This window comes from Acinetobacter sp. CFCC 10889, assembly GCF_003268395.1.
Classification (GTDB): domain Bacteria; phylum Pseudomonadota; class Gammaproteobacteria; order Pseudomonadales; family Moraxellaceae; genus Acinetobacter.
In genome coordinates, this window is the sequence record NZ_LQXQ01000017.1 from 40,998 (window position 1) to 61,593 (window position 20,596).

20 protein-coding genes and 1 pseudogene are annotated in these 20,596 nt (G+C 39.5%); 5 read left to right on the forward strand and 16 right to left on the reverse strand.

The genetic code is table 11. The features are described 5' to 3' along the window. The first annotated feature begins 79 nt into the window (after nucleotides 1-79). Nucleotides 80-628, forward strand: a complete 549-nt coding sequence (locus tag AVJ19_RS08335) for a hypothetical protein (RefSeq protein ID WP_111859287.1) — start codon at nucleotides 80-82, stop codon at nucleotides 626-628. A 77-nt stretch (nucleotides 629-705) separates the two neighbouring features. Here AVJ19_RS08335 and AVJ19_RS08340 read toward each other — a convergent pair whose 3' ends face one another. Both AVJ19_RS08340 and AVJ19_RS08345 read right to left on the reverse strand, forming a co-directional pair. Then, nucleotides 706-1,077, reverse strand: coding sequence for a hypothetical protein (locus AVJ19_RS08340; RefSeq protein ID WP_111859288.1), 372 nt, complete (start codon nucleotides 1,075-1,077; stop codon nucleotides 706-708). A 2-nt stretch (nucleotides 1,078-1,079) separates the two neighbouring features. Continuing rightward, the gene (locus AVJ19_RS08345) at nucleotides 1,080-1,463 is read right to left on the reverse strand and encodes a hypothetical protein (RefSeq protein WP_111859289.1); all 384 of its coding nucleotides are present in this window, start codon (nucleotides 1,461-1,463) and stop codon (nucleotides 1,080-1,082) included. Nucleotides 1,464-1,563: 100 nt separating this feature from the next. Between AVJ19_RS08345 and AVJ19_RS08350 the strand changes: the two genes are divergently transcribed. Next, nucleotides 1,564-2,394 carry a YwqG family protein gene (locus AVJ19_RS08350; protein ID WP_111859290.1) on the forward strand — a complete coding sequence of 277 codons (831 nt, stop codon included), beginning with the start codon at nucleotides 1,564-1,566 and terminating at the stop codon, nucleotides 2,392-2,394. A 60-nt stretch (nucleotides 2,395-2,454) separates the two neighbouring features. Here AVJ19_RS08350 and lgt read toward each other — a convergent pair whose 3' ends face one another. Next, nucleotides 2,455-3,273, reverse strand: coding sequence for a prolipoprotein diacylglyceryl transferase (gene lgt / locus AVJ19_RS08355; protein ID WP_111859291.1), 819 nt, complete (start codon nucleotides 3,271-3,273; stop codon nucleotides 2,455-2,457). Between the two features lie 105 nt (nucleotides 3,274-3,378). On the opposite strand from lgt, the gene AVJ19_RS08360 reads away from it, so the two are divergent. Then, on the forward strand, nucleotides 3,379-4,161 hold the full coding sequence (locus AVJ19_RS08360; RefSeq protein ID WP_111859292.1) for an NRDE family protein: 783 nt from the start codon (nucleotides 3,379-3,381) through the stop codon (nucleotides 4,159-4,161). A gap of 57 nt (nucleotides 4,162-4,218) precedes the next feature. Here the strand turns inward: AVJ19_RS08360 and AVJ19_RS08365 are convergent, their stop codons facing one another. The 4 genes from AVJ19_RS08365 to tatA all read right to left on the reverse strand — a co-directional run bounded on the left by AVJ19_RS08365 (nucleotide 4,219) and on the right by tatA (nucleotide 8,039). Continuing rightward, a complete protein-coding gene (locus AVJ19_RS08365; RefSeq protein ID WP_111859293.1) occupies nucleotides 4,219-6,408 on the reverse strand; it encodes a PhoX family protein in 2,190 nt (729 codons plus the stop codon). Nucleotides 6,409-6,557: 149 nt separating this feature from the next. Further along, complete coding sequence (tatC, locus tag AVJ19_RS08370) at nucleotides 6,558-7,340, reverse strand: twin-arginine translocase subunit TatC (protein ID WP_111859294.1); 783 nt, start codon at nucleotides 7,338-7,340, stop codon at nucleotides 6,558-6,560. Next, a complete protein-coding gene (tatB, locus tag AVJ19_RS08375; protein ID WP_111859295.1) occupies nucleotides 7,337-7,804 on the reverse strand; it encodes a Sec-independent protein translocase protein TatB in 468 nt (155 codons plus the stop codon). The genes tatC and tatB overlap by 4 nt, the downstream gene beginning before the upstream one ends. Before the next feature lie 16 nt (nucleotides 7,805-7,820). After that, on the reverse strand, nucleotides 7,821-8,039 hold the full coding sequence (tatA, locus tag AVJ19_RS08380) for a Sec-independent protein translocase subunit TatA (RefSeq protein ID WP_111859296.1): 219 nt from the start codon (nucleotides 8,037-8,039) through the stop codon (nucleotides 7,821-7,823). Nucleotides 8,040-8,211: 172 nt separating this feature from the next. Between tatA and AVJ19_RS08385 the strand changes: the two genes are divergently transcribed. Then, the gene (locus tag AVJ19_RS08385) at nucleotides 8,212-9,087 is read left to right on the forward strand and encodes a permease (RefSeq protein ID WP_111859322.1); all 876 of its coding nucleotides are present in this window, start codon (nucleotides 8,212-8,214) and stop codon (nucleotides 9,085-9,087) included. A gap of 128 nt (nucleotides 9,088-9,215) precedes the next feature. On the opposite strand, the gene rdgB is transcribed toward AVJ19_RS08385, so the two are convergent. Then, nucleotides 9,216-9,842 carry an RdgB/HAM1 family non-canonical purine NTP pyrophosphatase gene (gene rdgB / locus AVJ19_RS08390; RefSeq protein ID WP_111859297.1) on the reverse strand — a complete coding sequence of 209 codons (627 nt, stop codon included), beginning with the start codon at nucleotides 9,840-9,842 and terminating at the stop codon, nucleotides 9,216-9,218. A gap of 284 nt (nucleotides 9,843-10,126) precedes the next feature. On the opposite strand from rdgB, the gene AVJ19_RS08395 reads away from it, so the two are divergent. Next, nucleotides 10,127-10,363 carry a hypothetical protein gene (locus tag AVJ19_RS08395; RefSeq protein WP_111859298.1) on the forward strand — a complete coding sequence of 79 codons (237 nt, stop codon included), beginning with the start codon at nucleotides 10,127-10,129 and terminating at the stop codon, nucleotides 10,361-10,363. Between the two features lie 114 nt (nucleotides 10,364-10,477). Here the strand turns inward: AVJ19_RS08395 and AVJ19_RS08400 are convergent, their stop codons facing one another. The 8 genes and pseudogenes from AVJ19_RS08400 to AVJ19_RS08435 all read right to left on the reverse strand — a co-directional run bounded on the left by AVJ19_RS08400 (nucleotide 10,478) and on the right by AVJ19_RS08435 (nucleotide 20,496). Beyond that, a complete protein-coding gene (locus tag AVJ19_RS08400) occupies nucleotides 10,478-11,662 on the reverse strand; it encodes a zinc-binding dehydrogenase (RefSeq protein WP_111859299.1) in 1,185 nt (394 codons plus the stop codon). Between the two features lie 217 nt (nucleotides 11,663-11,879). Beyond that, complete coding sequence (locus AVJ19_RS08405) at nucleotides 11,880-12,473, reverse strand: tetratricopeptide repeat protein (protein WP_111859300.1); 594 nt, start codon at nucleotides 12,471-12,473, stop codon at nucleotides 11,880-11,882. Then, nucleotides 12,470-13,063: a methionine biosynthesis protein MetW gene (gene metW, locus AVJ19_RS08410; protein ID WP_111859301.1), complete on the reverse strand. Its 594-nt coding sequence runs from the start codon at nucleotides 13,061-13,063 to the stop codon at nucleotides 12,470-12,472. The genes AVJ19_RS08405 and metW overlap by 4 nt, the downstream gene beginning before the upstream one ends. Next, a pseudogene (gene metX / locus AVJ19_RS08415) lies at nucleotides 13,063-14,221 on the reverse strand (homoserine O-succinyltransferase MetX). Before metX ends, metW begins: the two are co-directional and overlap by 1 nt. 112 nt (nucleotides 14,222-14,333) lie before the next feature. Continuing rightward, nucleotides 14,334-16,031 (reverse strand): 2-isopropylmalate synthase, encoded by a 1,698-nt coding sequence (leuA, locus tag AVJ19_RS08420; protein WP_087552384.1) that lies wholly within the window; start codon nucleotides 16,029-16,031, stop codon nucleotides 14,334-14,336. Nucleotides 16,032-16,320: 289 nt separating this feature from the next. After that, nucleotides 16,321-17,424, reverse strand: a complete 1,104-nt coding sequence (locus tag AVJ19_RS08425; protein WP_111859302.1) for an alpha-hydroxy acid oxidase — start codon at nucleotides 17,422-17,424, stop codon at nucleotides 16,321-16,323. Then, the gene (locus tag AVJ19_RS08430; RefSeq protein ID WP_111859303.1) at nucleotides 17,421-18,104 is read right to left on the reverse strand and encodes a Fe2+-dependent dioxygenase; all 684 of its coding nucleotides are present in this window, start codon (nucleotides 18,102-18,104) and stop codon (nucleotides 17,421-17,423) included. Before AVJ19_RS08430 ends, AVJ19_RS08425 begins: the two co-directional genes overlap by 4 nt. A gap of 82 nt (nucleotides 18,105-18,186) precedes the next feature. After that, nucleotides 18,187-20,496: a catecholate siderophore receptor Fiu gene (locus AVJ19_RS08435; RefSeq protein WP_111859304.1), complete on the reverse strand. Its 2,310-nt coding sequence runs from the start codon at nucleotides 20,494-20,496 to the stop codon at nucleotides 18,187-18,189. Nucleotides 20,497-20,596 lie beyond the last annotated feature (100 nt).

Sequence of the window (20,596 nt, forward strand, 5' to 3'; positions counted from 1 at the left end):
AGTATCACTGCTTCTTTCATGAGTGTATTGGTCTTTTTATGGTAGGACAGGTTCAAAGAAACAAGGATGAGGTTGAGCAATGATCGTCGATTTAAATACTCAACCCGTATCAGATGTACACGCAAGCCATACTGCGAGTCAGTTTATTTTTCAACTTGAACATGGTTCTTTCTATCCTCAGCAAGAGGATTTTGACCCAACAGCAATTATTCAAAAAAATAAATTGAAAGTTGCACAAGCCAATCAGTTTTCATTGAGCAATGCATTTCAAATTGATATTGATAAATTTATTAATAAATTAGACAGTATTTCTGCACGTACCAGTTCAGCACGTTGTGCACGAAGTATTCGTATCGCTTTGCAAACGGCAGGTGCTAAATTTACCAATCATCCTGTTGCTGCAGCAGATTGGGGCGGAACGCTCGAAGAAATCGGTTATAAGCAAATTCAACCCGCTTTTGATAATCCGCAAGAAGGTGATATTTATATTATCGATCGTACCCGTAAACATCGTTATGGGCATATTGCAGGTTATACAGGTACGGAATGGGTTTCGGACTTTAAACAACGTAGCTATGATGTTTACAAAGGCGATGTGACTTATAAATATTATCGTTTACAAGCTTAATCATCTTGATTTCAAAGACATTTTTAGATGAAAATGGCTAGATTAAAAAGGAAGCTTATTCGGGAAAATCTTCCTTTTTAATCCGTACGTTTGGCACGATTTTCATAATTTGCAATGAGAATGAAGCCAAGTGCCATAAAGCCAAAACATTGCAAGATCAGGTAAATCAGGTCTTGCTTTGGTAGAAACCATGTCATGATTGCCAAAGCGAAAATAGGGAATAGCGCAGTCAATATTTTCAAAAGTTTAACCTGAATGCTGGATGCCAATATTTTCAAACTGAGCTGTTTTAACACATGTAAAGCAATGCCTATTGCTAAACTGATTGCGACAAATAATGGACTAAGTTTGGCAATACTTGAACAATAATAAATTGCTATACATAGCATGATGCTGACGATTAATTTAACTTGTCGTGTGCAGCGTTCGGAATACCAAAAATCTAGCATGGTTAAGGCGCTTGTGTTGGTTTATTTTGATGAAGTAATGACAAGGGTGAAAATAAACACACTGCCAATGCCATAAAGCCAATGCCTTGAGCACCCGGAATTAAAATTTCTCCTTGATTCATATTTTTAAAGATCAATGCCAATAACAGTGCGATTGGAATCCATGTCAGTATGCGATACACAATACCTGTGGGATTTTTTGCTGCAAAATGTATTTTACAATAACGACAGATGAGAAAAATTACTCCCGTTGCAACAAACATTAAGATCGCTGTATATGCCAAAGGTTGCATGCGATAGAGCAATACAGTGGCAATGGCGATCACAATCAAGATCAGAAATTTTTTAAAGACAGGTGTTTGTGGATCAAACCAAAATTCAAGCATAATATGTGTGTATGTTCAAAGGATGTTTTTAGTATAAATGAACTTGTTGAAAAGAAGAGTTTTAGTTACGTAGTCATCCAAAATAAGATGGAATAGAGAAATGTCAAAAATAGCACAATTACCAGAACAATTTCGCCCTTTAATCAAAACCATCGAATCAACCTTACAGACATGTGTCGAATTTGATCGGGAAGAAAAAAGTCATGTGCATTTATGGCAAAGTAATTTGGGGATGTATCCTTATTTTCCTTTGGAGAGTGAATATCCTTGCTCTCAGGTGAGTAATGAACCTTTGCAATTTTTGGCGCAAATTAATTTTTCAGAAATTCCTCAGTTGGATGGTTTTCCTGAAAAGGGAATTGTGCAGTTCTATCTCAATATGAAAGCGTGGGATTTGGGCATGGATGAGAGCCTTGAACATGTACAGTTGAATCATCGTGTGCTGTATTTTCCAGAGGTGAATGAAGATGAATCCTTACTTAAAACTCGTGAAACACTGAGAAATTTTTCGGAAATTTCTGAGGATGAGGCACAATTATGGGTGGATGGGAGTGCTTTAGCATTTAACAAAGCTCAACAATATATGACCTTTTTTGACTACCGTTTTGCACCACTACTTTTTAACCGTCAAGAGGTATATGTCAGTTCGAATTATGAGGATATTTTACATGCCTATCAGCATTATCAAATGCCTTATACTGAGGATTTTCAAAGTGAGGGTGGGCATCGAATAGGTGGTTATGCAAATTATCTACATTCCACAGATCACCGAACTGAATTTGGCATCGAAGATCATCTGTTGTTAATGCAGTTAGATACAGATGAAGGTTTGGAGTGGTGTGATAGTGGTATTGCACAATGGTATATTCACCCCGATGATCTTAAACAATGCGATTTCTCTAAAGTTGTGTTTTTGTGGGCGTGTCATTAAAGAAAAAAGCGAATATTTGATTTAAATATTCGCTTTGAGTGGTTTTTAGTTTTTAAATCATTAGGTGTTTTTCTGTGGTCCCCAATCAAAGATTTTCTTTTGATAGGCATACCAAATCATCCATAAGCCAATCAAAATCATTGGGAATGATAAAATTTGTCCTTTGGTCATCCAGCCAAATAAGATATAACCTTGGTCTGCGTCAGGTTCACGGAAGAATTCCATAAAGAAGCGAGCACAGCCATAACCCATTAAGAAAATCGCTGAAACAGCATAACGTGGGCGAGGTTTTGAACTAAACCACCATAAGATGATAAAGAGTAATAAACCCTCACACAGGGCTTGATAGAGCTGTGATGGGTGGCGAACTAAGTGTAACGGGTCAGTTGGGAAAATCATGCCCAATGCAAAGTTTGGATCAGATACTTGGCGACCATACAATTCACCACCGATAAAATTACCAAAACGACCAAACATTAAACCTGTGGGTACACAGGGTGCGATAAAGTCCAAAGTTTCAAACCATGTCTTTTTGTATTTATGACACCATAACAACATCGCAACCATGACACCGAGGAAGCCACCATGAAAGCTCATGCCGCCTGTCCAGACTTTAAATAACCAGATTGGATCAGCAATAAATTTGTCGAACTCATAAAATAATACGTAACCAATACGTCCACCAAGTACGACACCTAAAGCCCCATAAAATACAAGGTCGGAAACCATTTCTGAATTCCAGTTGGTACGTTGTTTTGCGCGATAGGTTGCCAGTCCCCAAGCACATAAAAATGCCAGTAGATACATGACTCCATACCAATGTACTTTCAGTGGACCCAGTGCGATTGCGACTGGATCGATATTTGGGTAGGTCAGCATCAAAATTCCTTTGTATTCTGTTTTGCACAGATTTTAGCTGAAAGATATGAAAAATGTTGTACATTCAATGTGTAAACTTAAAGTAATACAAAATGGAATAAAAATATGTGTATTGTGGCTTTGGCATGGCAAGTCCTTGAAGATATGCCATTATGTTTGATTTCAAATCGAGATGAATTTTATCATCGCCCTACTTCACAACTGCATCATTGGGAAAATAGTCCAATTATTGCAGGGCAAGATTTACAATCAGGTGGCACATGGATGGGGGTGACGGAGCAGGGACGTTGGGCGATTGTCACCAACCATCGGGATGGTCATGATAAAAATACTTATCCCACCTCACGAGGGCATTTGATTCAAGCATTTTTAGCGTCAACACAAACTCCGATTCGTTTTGCACAAGACTTAGAAAAACAGCAATGTGACTATGCAGGATTTAACCTATTTATTGGAGATCAAAATCAAGCGGTATATATGAGTAATCGTGGTGAAGCTCCTCAGGTCTTAGCCAAAGGTGTTTTTGTGGTGTCTAATGGTTTACTCAGTGAAGATTGGGAAAAGACCAAACATTTGCGTAAACGTTTTACTCAAGAGTTTTTACCGATGTTGCAATTGTCATCGACACCTGAGCAGGACTTAGAGCATGCTGCGTGGGATATTTTGCAAGATGAGCGCAAAATTATTCCAGATTTATTACCAAATACAGGCATCAATACTGAAATGGAGCATTTATTGTCTTCGACCTTTATTCAAAGCCCTGTATATGGTACCCGTTGTTCCAATTTCTTAACTGTTCACAATGATAAAATTCAATGGTTTGAGAAAACTCAACAGGGCGAAAAAGTTGGGGATGTAGTGAAAGTGAATAGACTGATTTGCAAATAGAAAACCACATGTACCGAAATACATGTGGCTTTTATAAATGATCAGTAGCTTGCAGATTTAGCCTGCAATCGTACCGCCATCTTTACGGGTAATGACCACAGTTGCAGAACGTGGACGTGCAGTTTTGTTGCTAGCATCCTTTTGTGTTGCTGGCCAATGACTTGTTGGTTTGTCATAGCTTGCAGAGTCTTCACCTGGATGTTGTACGTTGATAAAGATCGCTTTGTGGTCTGGAGTCATGGTCACACCAGTAATCTCACATTCTGTAGGTCCTGTAAGGAAACGGCGTAAATTATCATCAGTCATTTTCGCCCCGACAATGGTTTCCTGACCTGAAGATGTGGTTGCTTTGGTACCATCACCGACTTTACCTGGTAGTGCAGCAAGCATCATACAGTTGGTGGTATCTGTATATGCGCCATCATCAGTTTGAATCCATAACACACCACGTGGGTCAAACCACATACCATCTGGAGAAGACAGGTCATTATTGTCATTCAGCCCTGACAGGTTAATGTTACTCGCCATCTTCGCTTCAGCACCAAATAGGTAAATATCCCATGTAAATGTTTCAGCAGTGGTTTTGTTATCTTTTTCATGGAAGCGAATAATATGACCATTCACATTACCTTTTCCGCCCTCAGGATCTTCGTAGTTACGAGGATTCGCAGCATCTAGTGGATGTGTTGTACCACGGTTTGAGTTGTTGGTCAGTGTCACATAAACTTCACCATTTTCAGGGTTGACAGCAACCCATTCTGGACGGTCCATTTTGGTCGCCCCCACTGCATCACCAGCAAGACGAGCAAAGGTAGTTACTTCAGCTTGTGATTTAAATGGATAGACTTTGTTTGCGGCATCTAAACCATTTTTACCATATGCCAATTCAATCCATTGACCTGTTCCATCTGCATTAAATTTGGCAACATATAATTTGCCTGAGTTCATATATTTATCACCTGCTTTGTAGCCGCCATTGATGTCTTTTGCAGACCATTTGGCATCGGATACAAACTTATAAATATACTCACCACGAGAGTCATCACCCATATAGAACGCAAGATTTTCACCTTCGATCAAACGGCTTGCACGACAGTCTTCGTGGGCAAAACGACCAAGAGAAGTACGTTTTACAGGATTCGATAAATTACTAAATGGATCGATTTCCACAATCCAACCAAAGGTATTAGCACCATTACGATAGTCCTGTGCAGCCGTAGATGCGGTTACAGAAGCATTCCAACGATCATAAAGGTCTTGGCTTTCCAGCGTTCCAACCGCAGTTTCCCATTGATAACGTGAGCTTGCACCATCTTTTAAGCCATAACGTTTTAATGCGATAATTTCTGCAGGGGTACGCTTTTCATCATCACCTTTAGCACGGACGAAGTAACCAATATAATTTTCTTCAGTGGTTAGATAAGTGCCCCATGGCGTATAACCATTACCACAGTTATTGTGGGTACCACGAGTTTGTTTGCCTGCCGATGAATATTTGGTTGCCAGTAAGTCAGAGCCTGCAACCACACCTGCAAAATCCATCACCGTTGATGCTGTAATACGACGATTGAAAATCGAGTTTTTAACAATTTCAACTTTTTGTGTAGTTTTGTCTTTTTTCAATTCAATGATTGAAACACCGTGTGCATTGACTTCACGGATCACTTCATCTTCAGGACGACGACCATCAGCCGTTTTTGTTGGTCCTTTTGGATGTAAAAATGTTGGGTTGATATATTCGTGGTTCATGACCAATAAACCACTTTCTGAAATGCTTGGGTCATAGTTTTTATTGGTTTTATTTAAACCAAAATAGCTCATGCCATCGTGGCAGTCACCTGAACGATATTGAAAGCTTGGACCTGATGGAACCGCATTATCATTCCATTCAGGATATGCAGGGTTAATAGAGTCACCCATAGCATATAGCACAGTAGCTTCATAACCTTCAGGTACAGTCACGATGTCATTCAGATTTTTAGCGACAGGTTTGAAGGTTAATTTTTCAGGTTTTTTATTTGGGTCAACAGGTGTTGGTGTAGGAGGGGTAACATTTGTTTCTGAGTCTTTGTCATCGCCACAGCCTGTGAGAGTAGAGGCTAAAGCCAATGCAGCAGCACCACTAGCAGTTTTTGCAATTAAGCTACGACGGGTAATATGTTGTTCTAAAATGTCACGAAAATGGATGTTGTCAGAAGTATTATTATCAAGTTCTTGATCTTCATGATATGGCGTCAGCTCGGTCATGGAAGGTTCCCTAAAGTTAATCAATGGTGATAAAAGTTGTTATTAACTTAGAGAATAAATATGACGGAGCTTTGACAGTCAGGTGACAGTCTAATGAATAAAAAATGTCAAAATTGTGAAAGAAGCAGCATGATTTTCTGTTTTAGAGTTTAGCTTGCGTTCAGGCGTCTTTTTTCCAGAATTTTGCCAAATAATAAGCCGAGTTCAAACAGCAACCACATTGGAATCGCAAGCATAATCATCGAAATAGCATCAGGTGGTGTGATAAACATAGAAATAAAGAAACAGCCCACAATAATATAACGACGTTTATCCACAAGATCTTGTGTAGAGACGACCCCGATCAAAATGAGCAATAAGGTAATAATTGGTATTTCAAAAGTCAGCCCAAAGACCAAAAATAACTTTAAACAAAAAGCCAAATAGCTGTTGATATCGGTCATCGGTGCTACTGTTTCTGGTGAAACACTGATAAAAAAATGCAAAATTGAGGGGAGGGCAATAAAATAGGCAAAGGCAATGCCAGCATAAAACAAACTGATGCTTGCGATCAGTAAGGGAAGTGCCAAGGTTTTCTCTTTGGCATACAGCGCTGGTTTCACAAAAGCCCAAATTTGATAAATAATAAAAGGCATTGCCAACATTAGAGCAATAAAAAAGTTGAGTTTAAATGGTGCCATAAATGTTGCTGTGACATCCGTGGCGATCATGGTTGATGTGACAGGTAACTGTGCTCTTAATGGTTCCGACAAAGCAATATAGGTTTTGTTGGCAAAAGGCAGTAAACAAAAAAACAGTACGATTAACACCCCGATAATTTTAAACAAATGCCGTCTTAATTCGATCAAATGTTTGGTGATCGGCATTGATTCTAATTCAGGTTGTGGATTGGGCTCAGCGGAGTGAACTTGTGGGGTAAAAGAGCTGTTCATACCGCAACCTCTAAGTGCTTTGTTTCAACCGTAAGTGGCTTAACTCGTTGAACTGAATGTACGGATGTTGCTAACTTTTTCAGCCAAATACGGGAAAGATATACTGTTGGAATTGATGCTTGCATAAAATGGTACGTGATGTTGCTGGATTTAGGTGCAATGCTTGCGCTTGCTGCATTGTTTTGTTTTTCTTCAGCAAGTTTGTTTTGTTGCAGCTCATGCATTTGCGCTTGCATTTTTTGTTCAAGCTCTTGAATGCGTTGCATTTCAAGCTGCATTTGCTCACGCAATTCAGAAAGACGAAGTTCACGATCAATGTCATTCTGTACATTACTGACAGTACGTTTGATTTTGGCATACCATTTCCCTACAAAACGTGCAGCGACAGGGAGCTTCTCAGGACCTAAGACCAATAAAGCAATAATGCCAAAGACCAGTAATTCAGAAAAACCAACATCGAGCATGATCTACCTTCCCGTATCAGTTTTTTATGGTCGAGTTCACATCATTGGTATTTTGATGTTCTAAGGTACGAGGTTCATTGAGTGCAGTTGTTGTGTCATCATCTTTAATTGATTTTTTGAAGTCTTTTACCGCCCCACCGACATCTTTACCTAAGTTTTTAAGTTTTGATGTACCGAATAATAAAAGTACCACAATTGCAAAAATCAGTACGTGCCAAATCGATAATCCAGCCATGATAAATCTCCTGTTTCATTAGGGCTTATCTCAACAGGTATCTGTGACAAAAAAGTGACATCTATATTTCAATTTAAAGACAAGGAACTGCTCACCAATAGTTTCAATTGCTTAAATGCATCAATTTTTAAAGTGCTACTATAGTCATGATTTGAGAATCGAGTGTGCGATGATGGCGTTGTTATTTCCAGTTTTATCCTTTATTTGTGGTTTGATACTGGCAAATGATCAATTTTCAGCGCAACTCAAACCATTATTATCTTTATGTCTAGCACGAATTTTTATCCCGATTGTGATTATTTACAATATGGTATTTTATAAATCGGGCAGCATCACTTTAATTTTATTTGCTTTTTTCTCCTGTTTTATTCTGTTCTTTGTTTATCTGCAACTGTCTAAAGATCGCTTGGCTGCATTGTGTTTCAGCTATACCAATATGGCTTGGTTAGGTTTTCCGATTGCCATTGCTATCTTTGGAACTGAGCATAGTATGGCGATGATTCCTTTGTATATTGGTGTATCTATTTTCGGTAATTCTTGGGCGGTTACTTCAGTCAGTTCGGAACCGCAGCCAAAGTTATATTTATTTAAAAAAATGCTGCAATCTCCACCTGTAATTGCCTTGATTGTTGCAGGTGTTTTACGTTGTTTTGATGTGCAACATTTTCAAAATGCACAACTCGTGGAATGGGTTTATACCTTGGCAAAATGGAGTATGAGTTTTGCAGGCATGTGTGTTTTGGGCATGTGGCTACGGAAAACCAAAGTCCATTGGGCAGACATACAAACCAGTGCCAAACTTGCAGTATTGAAAATGTTCTGTGGTTTGATTTTGTGTGGATTGGCTTATGTTCTGCTGCCACTTCCGAATATTAATACCTATATTGGTGTGATGTTTTTATTGTTCTGTTTACCGCCTGCTGCCAATATCGTGGCTTTGGAAACCCATTATCAAGGTACAGGTGTTTCAGCGAAATATATTGCTTCAGGCACGATTGTCAGTGTGGTGGTTTGTGTGATTTATGGGGGAGTGGTGCATTTATTTTAGTGATGCTTCAATGACTGAAATCAGTTTCTCTTTTGTATTTGAGAGAGGAGGTATTTCAGCGAAATTACCTCTCCCTCTTGCGAAACGATGTTTCTCACCTTTGAAAAAGGAGGGGACATGTAAGGATTTTACTTCTCTAAACTCGCTTTAAATAATTGCATCGCTTGTCCACGATGACTGATTTTATTTTTTTCATCTTTGCTCATTTCAGCACTCGAAATGTTGAGTTCAGGCAGCCAAAATAAAGGATCATAACCAAAGCCATTCGCTCCACGTGGAGCCTCCAAAACTTCACCTTGCCAAATGCCTTGGAAAATTTGTGGTAATGGATCTTCGGCATGTTGTACCAAAGCCAATACACAAACAAACATGCCTTGGATCGGTTGATCATCTTTGCGTAAAGGTTTTAAATTTTCCAGCAGTTTTGCATTATTTGCAGCATCATCGCCGTGTTCACCTGCATAGCGTGCAGAATAGATGCCAGGCGCACCACCTAAAACAGGGACACAAATCCCTGAGTCATCTGCAATCGCAGGTTTTCCTGAAATTTTAGAGGCATGGCGTGCTTTGATAATGGCATTTTCAACAAAGCTTAAACCATCTTCGATCGCATCTTCAATATTAAGTTTTCCTTGTGGAACAACCTCGACAGGCAGTTTTAACTCAGCAAACATTTTTTCAAATTCAGCAATTTTGCCTTTGTTATTGCTTGCGAGTACCAATGTTCCTTGGGATAACCAATCTTGTGCAGACATGATTTTTGCTCTGTTTTAAAAAAGTATATGTTAGTCGATTTTGGTCAACAGAGCGACCTGCAATTCGGTGGTCACCTGATATTGACCAATGCACACATGATTTTTGAATGACCTTGTTTGCAGATATTATTGATCAATTTAAATACATAATATTATTAGTGATTATTAAAATATCAATTCATGTCAATAAATAAATCAATATTTAACCTTTGGTCGAAAATGAGATTACTAAAGATAGACAAAAAAGTTAGGATATAAATAAGTCCATGAATTGTAGGTGCTATATGGTAAATCCAACACAATCCTATGTAATCACCATTGCCGAATGTTTATTGATTGAATTGGCTTGCAGTGACAGTATTTCTGAGCATGATTTGCAGGAACGCACGAGAGCCATTATTCAGTTAATCGTTAATGAGGAAGAGAAGAACAGTCTGATTCATAAAATTGAAGACCGTAATGCTCATTATGCAGATAATCCCAATTTTGGCGTGATTTTAGAGCAGATTCGACTGATCTGATGATGGTTTAATACACTTTATCTTATAGCACTGGATAAATTGGGGCGATGATCAAAGCATCAACTTATGCTTTGATCTTGATTATAAAAAATTTAATTATGTAGATGTTTATTCTCATATTGATGTGGATGATTTGGTCAGAATTTCTGATCCTTGCTGTTGAGGATTAATTAAAATTTTGGCATGTTTTTCTGGGTCACGCAGTGCGGAGAATGCATTGGTTACACCATCTAAGCCCACGATGCCTGTAATCAGTGGCGAACAGTCAATTTTCCCTTCGGCAATCATGTGTAAAGCATCGCGAAATTCGAGTGGGGTATAGCCCAAAACAAATTGCATTTCGATTTCTTTGTTGATTGCCAATGCAGGTTCAATACGATCACTTTGCATACAGACACCCACACCCACGATTTTGGAAAATAATGGAGCACCATCAATAATATATTGCAAGATACCAGGGACACCGACACATTCAAAAATAACAGGACGTTTTGGTAAAGCTCCCAGTTTATCTGCGACACGCCAAGCATGCCACCAAGGCATACCTGTGGCTTGTACTTTGGTAAAAATGTCCATCCCCATATTCAGTGCAGCACCAGCATCACCCAACAATCCAAGCTCTTTCCAATTTTCAAAAGGGGAGTTTTGTGCAGGATCAATCACCACATCAGCACCACAACGTTCAGCCAGTTTACGACGATTGGCTGAGTAGTCACTGGCAATGACTTTTTTCACGCCTGCCGCCTTGAGCATTAAAATAATACCGAGCCCTACAGGACCACATCCGATCACAATAGCGGGTTCACTATTTTTGATTCGACTGCGTCGGACAGCATGCAAAGCAACAGCCATCGGTTCAGTCATAGCTGCATTGTCTGCATCAAGACCATTGGGAACTTCAAACATCAGGCTGGATTGAACTAGAATTTGTTCTGCATAGCCACCCGATGCATTCGGTGACAGTCCTGTAGATTGATAGCCTAATTCATCCAATTGCAATAAAGGCATGGCACAGACAAGGGTATCGGTTTTAAATTTTTTACGCGTCTTTGGACCATAATCTAAAATTTTGCCACAAAATTCATGCCCCATAACAAATTTATCTGAGTTTCTAGCTAAGCCTTGAAAGCCAACTTTTGCAGCCAAATTATGCATATGGTCGCAGTTATGCTGCATGTGTAAATCGCTACCACAGATTCCACAACGGATGACTTCAAGTAAAACTTGTCCTTTGGATGGTACAAGTGGTGCTAGGCTTTCTATTGTTAATTCGGCATTTTGACAGACTACTGATTTCATCAAATCATCCTTAATTGTTGTTTTGAATATATTTTGATAATCGCAGTTATTATTGTATAAAAATATGACCTGAATGTTAGTAATACACTTCTGATTTGCGAAAGATGTAAGAAAATAAATTGACTGATCGATTTAGAAATTTACTGTAATTTGTAGCAATCATAAAAAAAGCACCTTATGGTGCTTCCTTCATATAATCTCAAATCAAAAATAAAAATTATTGGGTTTGAATCCAACGGTCAGCACGATCACGTGCAGTACGGATTTGTTCAGGTGTTAAGTTGGCAGCCAATGCAGTTTTTTTAGTTTCAGACATGTTAATGACTTTATTGTCTAACATGCCATCACGGGTAGAAAGTTCATACCACTGATAAGCACCGATGTAATTTTTCTTTTGTTCTTCCATCACAGCTAGATTGAAGCTTGCACGGTTATCGCCATGACTTGCTGCTTTTTCAAAATATTGACGAGCAGATGCTTCATTTTTAGATACTCCGATCCCGTCTGCATACATACGGCCCACATTCAGTTGTGCCGCAGAAATGCCTTGATCAGCCGCAGATTTAAATAAACTAAAAGCCTCTTTTAAATCTTTAGCAACGCCATTACCTGATTGGTAACGTGTCGCAAGATAGAATTGTGCAGCAGGTTGTCCTGCTTTAGCTGCTTTGCTTAAGTCAGCTACATTCATTTGTGCATACTGTGCAGCGAGTGCAGCAGTTGATTTTTGTTGTTGCGGGATATAGTCCGCATGGGCTTGAAAACTCAGCAGCCCAAAAAATAATGTACTGCCTAATAATAATTTTTTCATAGAGCGCTCACTCGATAAATTGCGACTTCGCCGAACAAATTTGGGATCGACTTACTCAGTAAGCTCCCTTGTTGGTTCCCATTTACAGCGAGTCGATTAATAATACGAATATGATTTTCAGCACACAGTGCTTCAAAGTCACGAAAGGTGCATAGGTGGATATTTGGCGTATTGTACCACATATACGGTAATGCATTTGAAACAGGCATCATCCCTTTTAAGGCAAGGAAAGAACGTGTCTTCCAATGCGCAAAGTTAGGAAAAGTAATAATTGCTTGTTTCCCCACACGCACCATATCGCGCAATAGCACATCGGGTGCATCCACGGCTTGTAATGCTTGAGCCATGACCACGTAGTCAAAAGACTGATCTGCAAAACGACCTAAACCAAGATTTAAATCTTGTTGGATAATATTTAACCCTCTACTGACCGCAATTGCAATCTTTTCTTGATCAATTTCGAGTCCGTATGCACGAATATTATGTTTTTTACTCATGTGTGCAAGTAACTCACCATCGCCACAACCTAAGTCGAGGACACGTGAATCGGGTTGAATCCATTTTTCAGCAAGTTGATGGTCAATACGCATTATACAATCTCCTTCGGTGTTGCTTGAAGATGTTGTTCACCACCTAAAAATGCACGTAATGATTTGACATATAAAGGAATAGGGAACAAGAATGAGTCATGACCTTGTTCTGCATCAATGTCTAAATAACTAACGGGTTTATGCGTTGATACTAAAGCATCCACGATTTCTTGTGAACGTTGTGGGCTAAAACGCCAGTCTGTGGTGAATGACACCACCATAAAACGGCATTTGGTATTGGATAAGGCTTTGGTGAGTGACTGTCCATACTCACGAGATGGATCGAAGTAGTCCAAGGCTTTGGTCATGATCAGATAGGTATTGGCATCAAAGTTACGACTGAATTGTTCACCTTGATAACGTAAATAACTTTCAACTTGGAATTCGACATCGAAACCATACATAAATTTGCCAGACTTTAAGTCACGACCAAATTTTTGCTTCATCGCTTCTTCAGACAGATAGGTAATATGACCAACCATTCGTGCCAAAATTAAACCACGTTTTGGGTAGCTGTCATTTTCCAGATAACGTCCATCGTGAAAATCAGGATCAGACAGAATCGACTGACGTGCCACCTCGTTAAAAGCAATATTTTGTGCAGAAAGTTTTGGTGCAGAAGCAATAATCACACATTTTTGTAAACGATCTGGATAATCCACCGACCATTGCAAAGCCTGCATACCACCCAATGAACCGCCAATAATTGAATACCAAACATCAATTCCTAAACGATCAGACAGCATTGCTTGGGTTTTGACCCAATCTCGTACAGTAACTAAAGGAAAATCTGGTCCATAAGGACGATTTTCATTTTCAGGATTTGGCGAAGTTGGTCCTGTAGAACCACTACAACCACCAATATTATTCAATGCAACAACAAAAAACTTTGAGGTATCAATGGCTTTATTTGGACCAATGCATGCATCCCACCAACCTGCTTTTTTATCATCTTCATGATGATAACCCGCAGCGTGATGATGACCTGATAGGGCATGACAAATTAAAATAGCATTCGATTTATCTGCATTCAGTTCACCATACGTTTCGACCATGATTTCGAAGTGGTAATACACGACCACATTCAAGTTCTAAAGGTTCTTCAAATTCAAACTTTTGCGGGGTAACAAGACCCACCGAGTCAGCAGGAAAGGACACAGGAATAATTCGCCTTGAAATATAAAAAGAGGATAGATGAATAAAAGAAAGGATACCACTTGGGGCATCCTTTCTAAAGTCTTTTAATTGATATGGCTGATATAGTTTCAGCTTATACAGCTGCCGCAATTACTTGGTCTGTGCTAAGTACACCTTGATCAATCAAGCGGTTGGTTGCTGCAATAATCGCTTCAATAGATGAGGTGACAATGTTGTCATGAACCCCTGCGCCGAATGCAGACTTGCCTTTGCCTTGAACTTGTAATTCGATCAATGCCAAAGCTTTTGCATGTGCACCTGAGCTAATACTGCGTTCTTCATAGTTCAAGACATCAATCGGCAATTGAAGTGCATTCAAGATTGCAGAGATAGGACCGTTACCTTCGCCTCGTAAATGCTGAGTTTCACCATTCACTTCAATATCAAGTTCAATCACTTGGTTGCCATTTTCATCCGACAAACGATAGTTCTTCGCTGAATAATGCGCATCTTTGGCAGCAACATAAGTGTCTTTGAACAATGTCCAAATTTGTTGTGCAGTGACTTCTACACCTTCATCATCAGCCACTTGTTGAACCACTTGCGAGAATTCAACTTGTAAACGACGAGGTAATACCACGTTGTAGTTCGATTCCAACAAGTACGCAATACCGCCTTTACCTGATTGTGAGTTAACACGAATCACTGCATCGTAGTCACGACCTAAATCACGTGGGTCGATTGGTAAATAAGGCATATCCCACATTTCTTCGTTCTTTTGGAACTCGAAACCTTTTTTAATCGCATCTTGGTGTGAACCTGAGAATGCTGTGAAGACCAAATCACCTGCATACGGATGACGTGGATGTACAGGCAAGCCTGTGCATTCTTCAACAGTGGCAATGATTTCATTGATATTTGAGAAATCCAATTCACATGGTACACCTTGGGTATACATGTTCAACGCAATCGCAGCAACGTCGACGTTACCTGTACGTTCACCATTCCCAAACACACAACCTTCAACACGGTCTGCACCTGCCATGATTGCCAATTCAGATGCTGCGATACCACAACCACGGTCATTATGACAATGAACTGAAATGATCACGCCATCACGACGTTGGATGTTACGGTGCATCCATTCGATTTGGTCGGCATAAACGTGAGGACCAGAAACTTCAACGGTTGCAGGCAAGTTTAAAATCACTTTATTTTCAGGTGATGCTTCCCAAATTTCAGTCACAGCATCACACACATCTTTCGCAACTTCTAATTCAGTTGCAGTAAAGCATTCAGGGCTGTATTGGAAAATAAAATCTGTTTCAGGCTGTTTTGCTGCATATTCTTTGACTTTGGTTGCAGCATTGATTGCCAATTGTTTTGCACCTGCAACATCAACATTCAACACTTTCTGACGGAAGGTTGGCGAGTTTGAGTTGTAGATATGTACAATCGCGCGTTTTGCACCTTGTAAAGATTCAAAAGTACGTGCAATCAAATGATCACGTGCTTGAACCAAAACTTCGATATAAACATCATCAGGAATATGACCTTCTTCGATCAATTTACGAGTGAAATCAAAATCCACTTGTGATGCAGATGGAAAGCCAATTTCAATATGTTTAAAGCCAATTTTCACCAACATTTGGAACATTTTGAATTTTTGTTCAATGTTCATCGGTTCAAAAATCGCTTGGTTACCATCACGAAGATCCGTGCTCATCCAAATCGGCGCTTTATTGATTTCGTTGTTTGGCCATTGACGGTCAGGCAAGTCTACACGTTGGTACATGCGACGATATTTTTTACTTGGATCAGCCAACATCATGAGGTAACTCCTTGTGTAGTTCTTGTTGCTCGTTGCTTCGGTAAAGACAAGGGATAAAGGCAACTTACTACATATATAGATTGTGTCTATCTGTTCAATTTACAAGTGTTTTTACAAAAAATTGCTGTAAATTTAAATAAGCTTCATCGTGGGTAATACAACTCAGCTTATATACGGATGACTTGCAAATGGTTTAACTTGAGATTAATTCTAAAACAGTTATCTTGGAAATAATTTCCTTAATTTGCAGCTTTTATATGGAATAAGAAAAATATTTTCATAAAAAGGATTATTCTCGAGAAATATAATCTGTGTTGATTTCTTTCACGGTAGCTGTTCCCATTAAAGCCATGGTGATTTCAAATTCTTCCTTTAAAATTTTAATCACATGTGCCACACCCAAAGCACCTGCCACAGCTAAACCATGAATGTAAGGACGACCAATCAAGACCGCAGCAGCACCCATTGCCAAAGCTTTAAAAACATCAGTTCCACGACGAATACCACCATCGAGTAAGAGTGGAAAATCAGCAGGGACCACAGCTTTGATTCTTTCTAAGGCTTTCAGTGGGGAAATAGACGTATTTAAAACACGCCCGCCGTGATTGGAAATGATTAAGCCTTGTACACCAATTTCTACTGCTTTTTGAGCATCAAGCGGATGTAGTACGCCTTTTAAAATCACAGGTAAATCTGTATTTGCAATGATAAATTCGATGTCCGCCCATTTCGGTGCAATGTGCATTAAACCTTCAAATACAGGATGTTGATGCGCTTCTAATTCAGGTAGGGGAATATGTGCAGGTGTATGTGGATGTTGCATGCCTTCGGGTAGTTGGAAAAACACACGACGCTCACGATCACGAATGCCTGTATGTGGGGAATCCACTGTAATTACAATCGCTTTAAAGTTTTGTTGCTCTGCAAGTCGTACCAAAGCCAATGATTTTTCACGATCACCTTGCCAATACAGTTGAAACCATTTCAAAGGATTTTCTTGTTTTAAATGTCGCATGTCGGTATTGGTAAAAGTACTCAATACCATATTGCTTCCCAAAACTTCGGCTGCCAAAGCGGTGGCTGCTTCTGCATCAGGATGGAACTGTTGTTGATGTCCAATTGGAGCAAGAAAAATCGGATGCGGAAATTTCTGTCCAAAGATTTCAATCTCGGTTGAACCTTGCGTCAGATCATTGAGCAATCTTGGTACAAGTTGAATGTTTTGAAATTGCTGTAAATTATTTCTGACACTCTGTTCATCCATTGCACCGCCTTGTAGATAGTGCCACACCATATCAGGCAAATGCTTTTGTGCTTGAATTTCATAATCCGCAATGGTTTGTAAATCTGGTGGAATTTGTTCTAAGGGAGCAAGAATAGTTTCTGTACTCATAAATCGCCCCATTGCCGTAATAAATTATGATAATGATGGGTGAGATTTAGAACTTCTTCTGAGTCGCCTAGTTGTTGACGCAATTTAATAATAGTCATATCTAAGTTAAATAGTGTGGTGCGTTGCCAGTCATCTTTAACCATGCTTTGTATCCATGTAAATGCAGCAAGTCGTTTGCCTGAAGTCACAGGTTCAACACGATGTAAACTGGTCGCAGGGTAAAGAATCGCATCGCCTGCATCAAGTTTAACTTCATGACAACCATAGTTATCTTCGACGATTAGTTCACCACCTTCATATTCATCAGGATTGGATAAAAATAAGGTCAGTGATACATCGGTACGAATGAGTCGTCCTGTATCTGGGCAGGTATGAATAGCATTATCGACATGGTTGCCATAGTTGCCTGCGTCTTGGTAGCAATTGAGCATTGGTCTTAAAATTTGTTTGGGTAGCGCAGCAGACTGAATAAGCAGTTGTTGTTTTAAACGCTGTAAAATCGCCGTTGAAATGTCATGATAAATGTCTGAATTGACATCAAGTTGTAGATTATTTTTAATTTTCTGTGCCTGAGCTCCTGCACTTTGGCGACCATTTTTCCAATGTTCAGTTGTATCTAATAATTGGCGAATTTCTGTGACTTGGGCGGGTGCAAGCACTTGCGGAATATGCAACAACATAGGGTTTCAGACATCCTTTAATAAAGAAAAAGTCGTGCATGACTAGCATACACGACATTTACACATTCAAAATAATTTAGGTTTAAAACTTATAGTTTAAACTCAATGTTGCAGAACGGGGTTGACCTAACACTAAACGGCTACCTCCATTGTTTAAAGTGCTGATGTATTCTTTATCTGCAAGGTTATAGATATTTAAATTTACAGCAGCATGTTTGTTAAATGTATAACCTGCCATTGCATCGAACACGACATAGTCAGGAACAGAAGGCATTTGTGCAGGTGTAGTACTGTCTGTAATCACACGTTTTTGCTCATCGACATAACGTGCACCGAGACCCATTTTAAAGCCAGCATAATTATAGGTTGTCCATAATGAAGCTGTCCATTCAGGTGACCAGCGAACGTTGTTAGTTTTGGTGATTGCACCTGTGGTTGCATTAACACTGAGCTGATCTTCTTGCTCGGTTTTCATGTGTGCCACACCTGCTGAAATATTCCATGCTTCTGTCAGTTGACCTACTGCACTCAGCTCTACACCCTTAACCGTGGTTTTACCTTCTTGAATAGATTCTTTGGTGATCGCATCTTGGGTAAATTGGTTTTCATTTTCTGTATAATACGCAGCTGCATTGACAGCTAATTTGTCATTCAATAAATCCCACTTTGTACCGACTTCATAATGGTGGGTTTCTTGTGGTTTTGCTGCTGAACTATTAATGCCCTCTTCAGATAAGTTAAAATTTGCACTTCCAGGCGGTGTTAATGATTTTGCATACGAAGCGTAAACACTGCTTTTTGCTGTTGGTTTAAATAAACCGCCCAATTTCCAACTGACCAAAGTGTCGTGTGCACCAAGTACAGTGGCTTTTTCTGTTACGGCTAATGTCTTTGAATCTGTTGAAACAGTCAGAGCATCAAATTCAGTGTCATAATAATCAACACGGACACCACCGTTGAGTTGTAGACGACCCTCTAAAAATTTTAAAGTATCAAATAAATAAGCTGCTGCTGTATTGGTTTCACCATCGCTGTAGCCACCATTATAAGTTGGATAAGGCATCAGTTGGTTGCGATCAGGGTGGTATAAATTCGCTGTGACTACAGGGCTTGCTTGACCTGGGACTTGCGGTGACATATTTTTAGAGTATTGCTGTTCTTGTAAAAGCTCTAAACCTGCAACTAGATCATGCTCAATCGCACCTGTTTTAACATTGAAATTCAATGTGGTGCTATTGGCTAAGATTTTATTTTCCTGATCAATCCCTTGACGAGAACGAGTCACTAACCAACTGTTTGGATCATTCGGCTTGGTGACATCGGTAATGACCAAGCTATTGACACCTGTTAAAACACGTTTCATGTTGGTTTTGCCGAAACGTGAAATATTGGTCAGCTTGAGATTGTCTGCTAAATCACTTTCAACTTTCGCTGTGATCATGTTGGCATCGACATCTTCATGGTCATCGACATGTCCATAAAAATTTTCACGATCTACAGGTGAAGCTCCATTAATGGCTTTATTCAAAGCATCTCTAAAATCACTTGGTAATTTATCATCACTATTTTTATAGTAATAGCCATTCATACCAATGCTTGGAATACCGCCATCTGGAATATTACGTTGTTGAACATGCTGTGAATACAAATAAAAACGAGTGTCTGTATCTAAACCAAAAGCAATCGCAGGAGCGATGGCATAGCTGTTATTTTCTAGATAATCCCGACCTTCAACACCGCCTTGTTGTCCCATGACATTTAAACGTACCGCAGTATTATTGTTAATCGCTTGGTTAAGATCCGCAGCCAAACGACCATTTTCTGCTGTGTTAAAACTCGCACTGACTTGGTTACTGTTGGTGAGAGAGGGCAGTTTACTGACGAGATTAATATAACCTGATGCTGCCCCACGACCTGCTTCAGTACCTGATGGACCTTTCACGACTTCAATTTGATCAAGGTTAAAAATATCACGACTGACTGCACCTAAATCACGGATTCCATCGACATAGGTTGATGTCTGGGTCGAAAAACCACGCATTTGAAAAGCATCACCTGCACTAGTATTGCCATTTTCACCCATTTGTAGCGTGATGCCCGGAGTATTACGTAAGGCTTCGACCAAAGATGTCGCACCTTGTTCTTGTAAAACTTCTTTTTTAATGATGGAAATAGTTTGTGGTGTGTCAATGAGTGGTTGCGTGTATTTTGCTGAACTTACCGTCTCTGCTTTATAGTCTGGCGCATGTGTTGCCTGTGCTTTTGCTTCAATTGTTGGGAGCTGAGCAATAGGTTCTTGTACATTTTCTGCATGTGCAATAAAGGGTAAAGATGCAGCAAATGCAACAAGTTGAGTGGCTGTTTTATGTTTACGGCTTTGAATACGTGCCATTTTAAAATTCCTAACAGAGACGGAGTCCAGTTTTTAGCTGCATGTATTTTTAGGAAAGATGCAGTAAAAATGTAGCTATTGTTAAATCATGTAACAATTG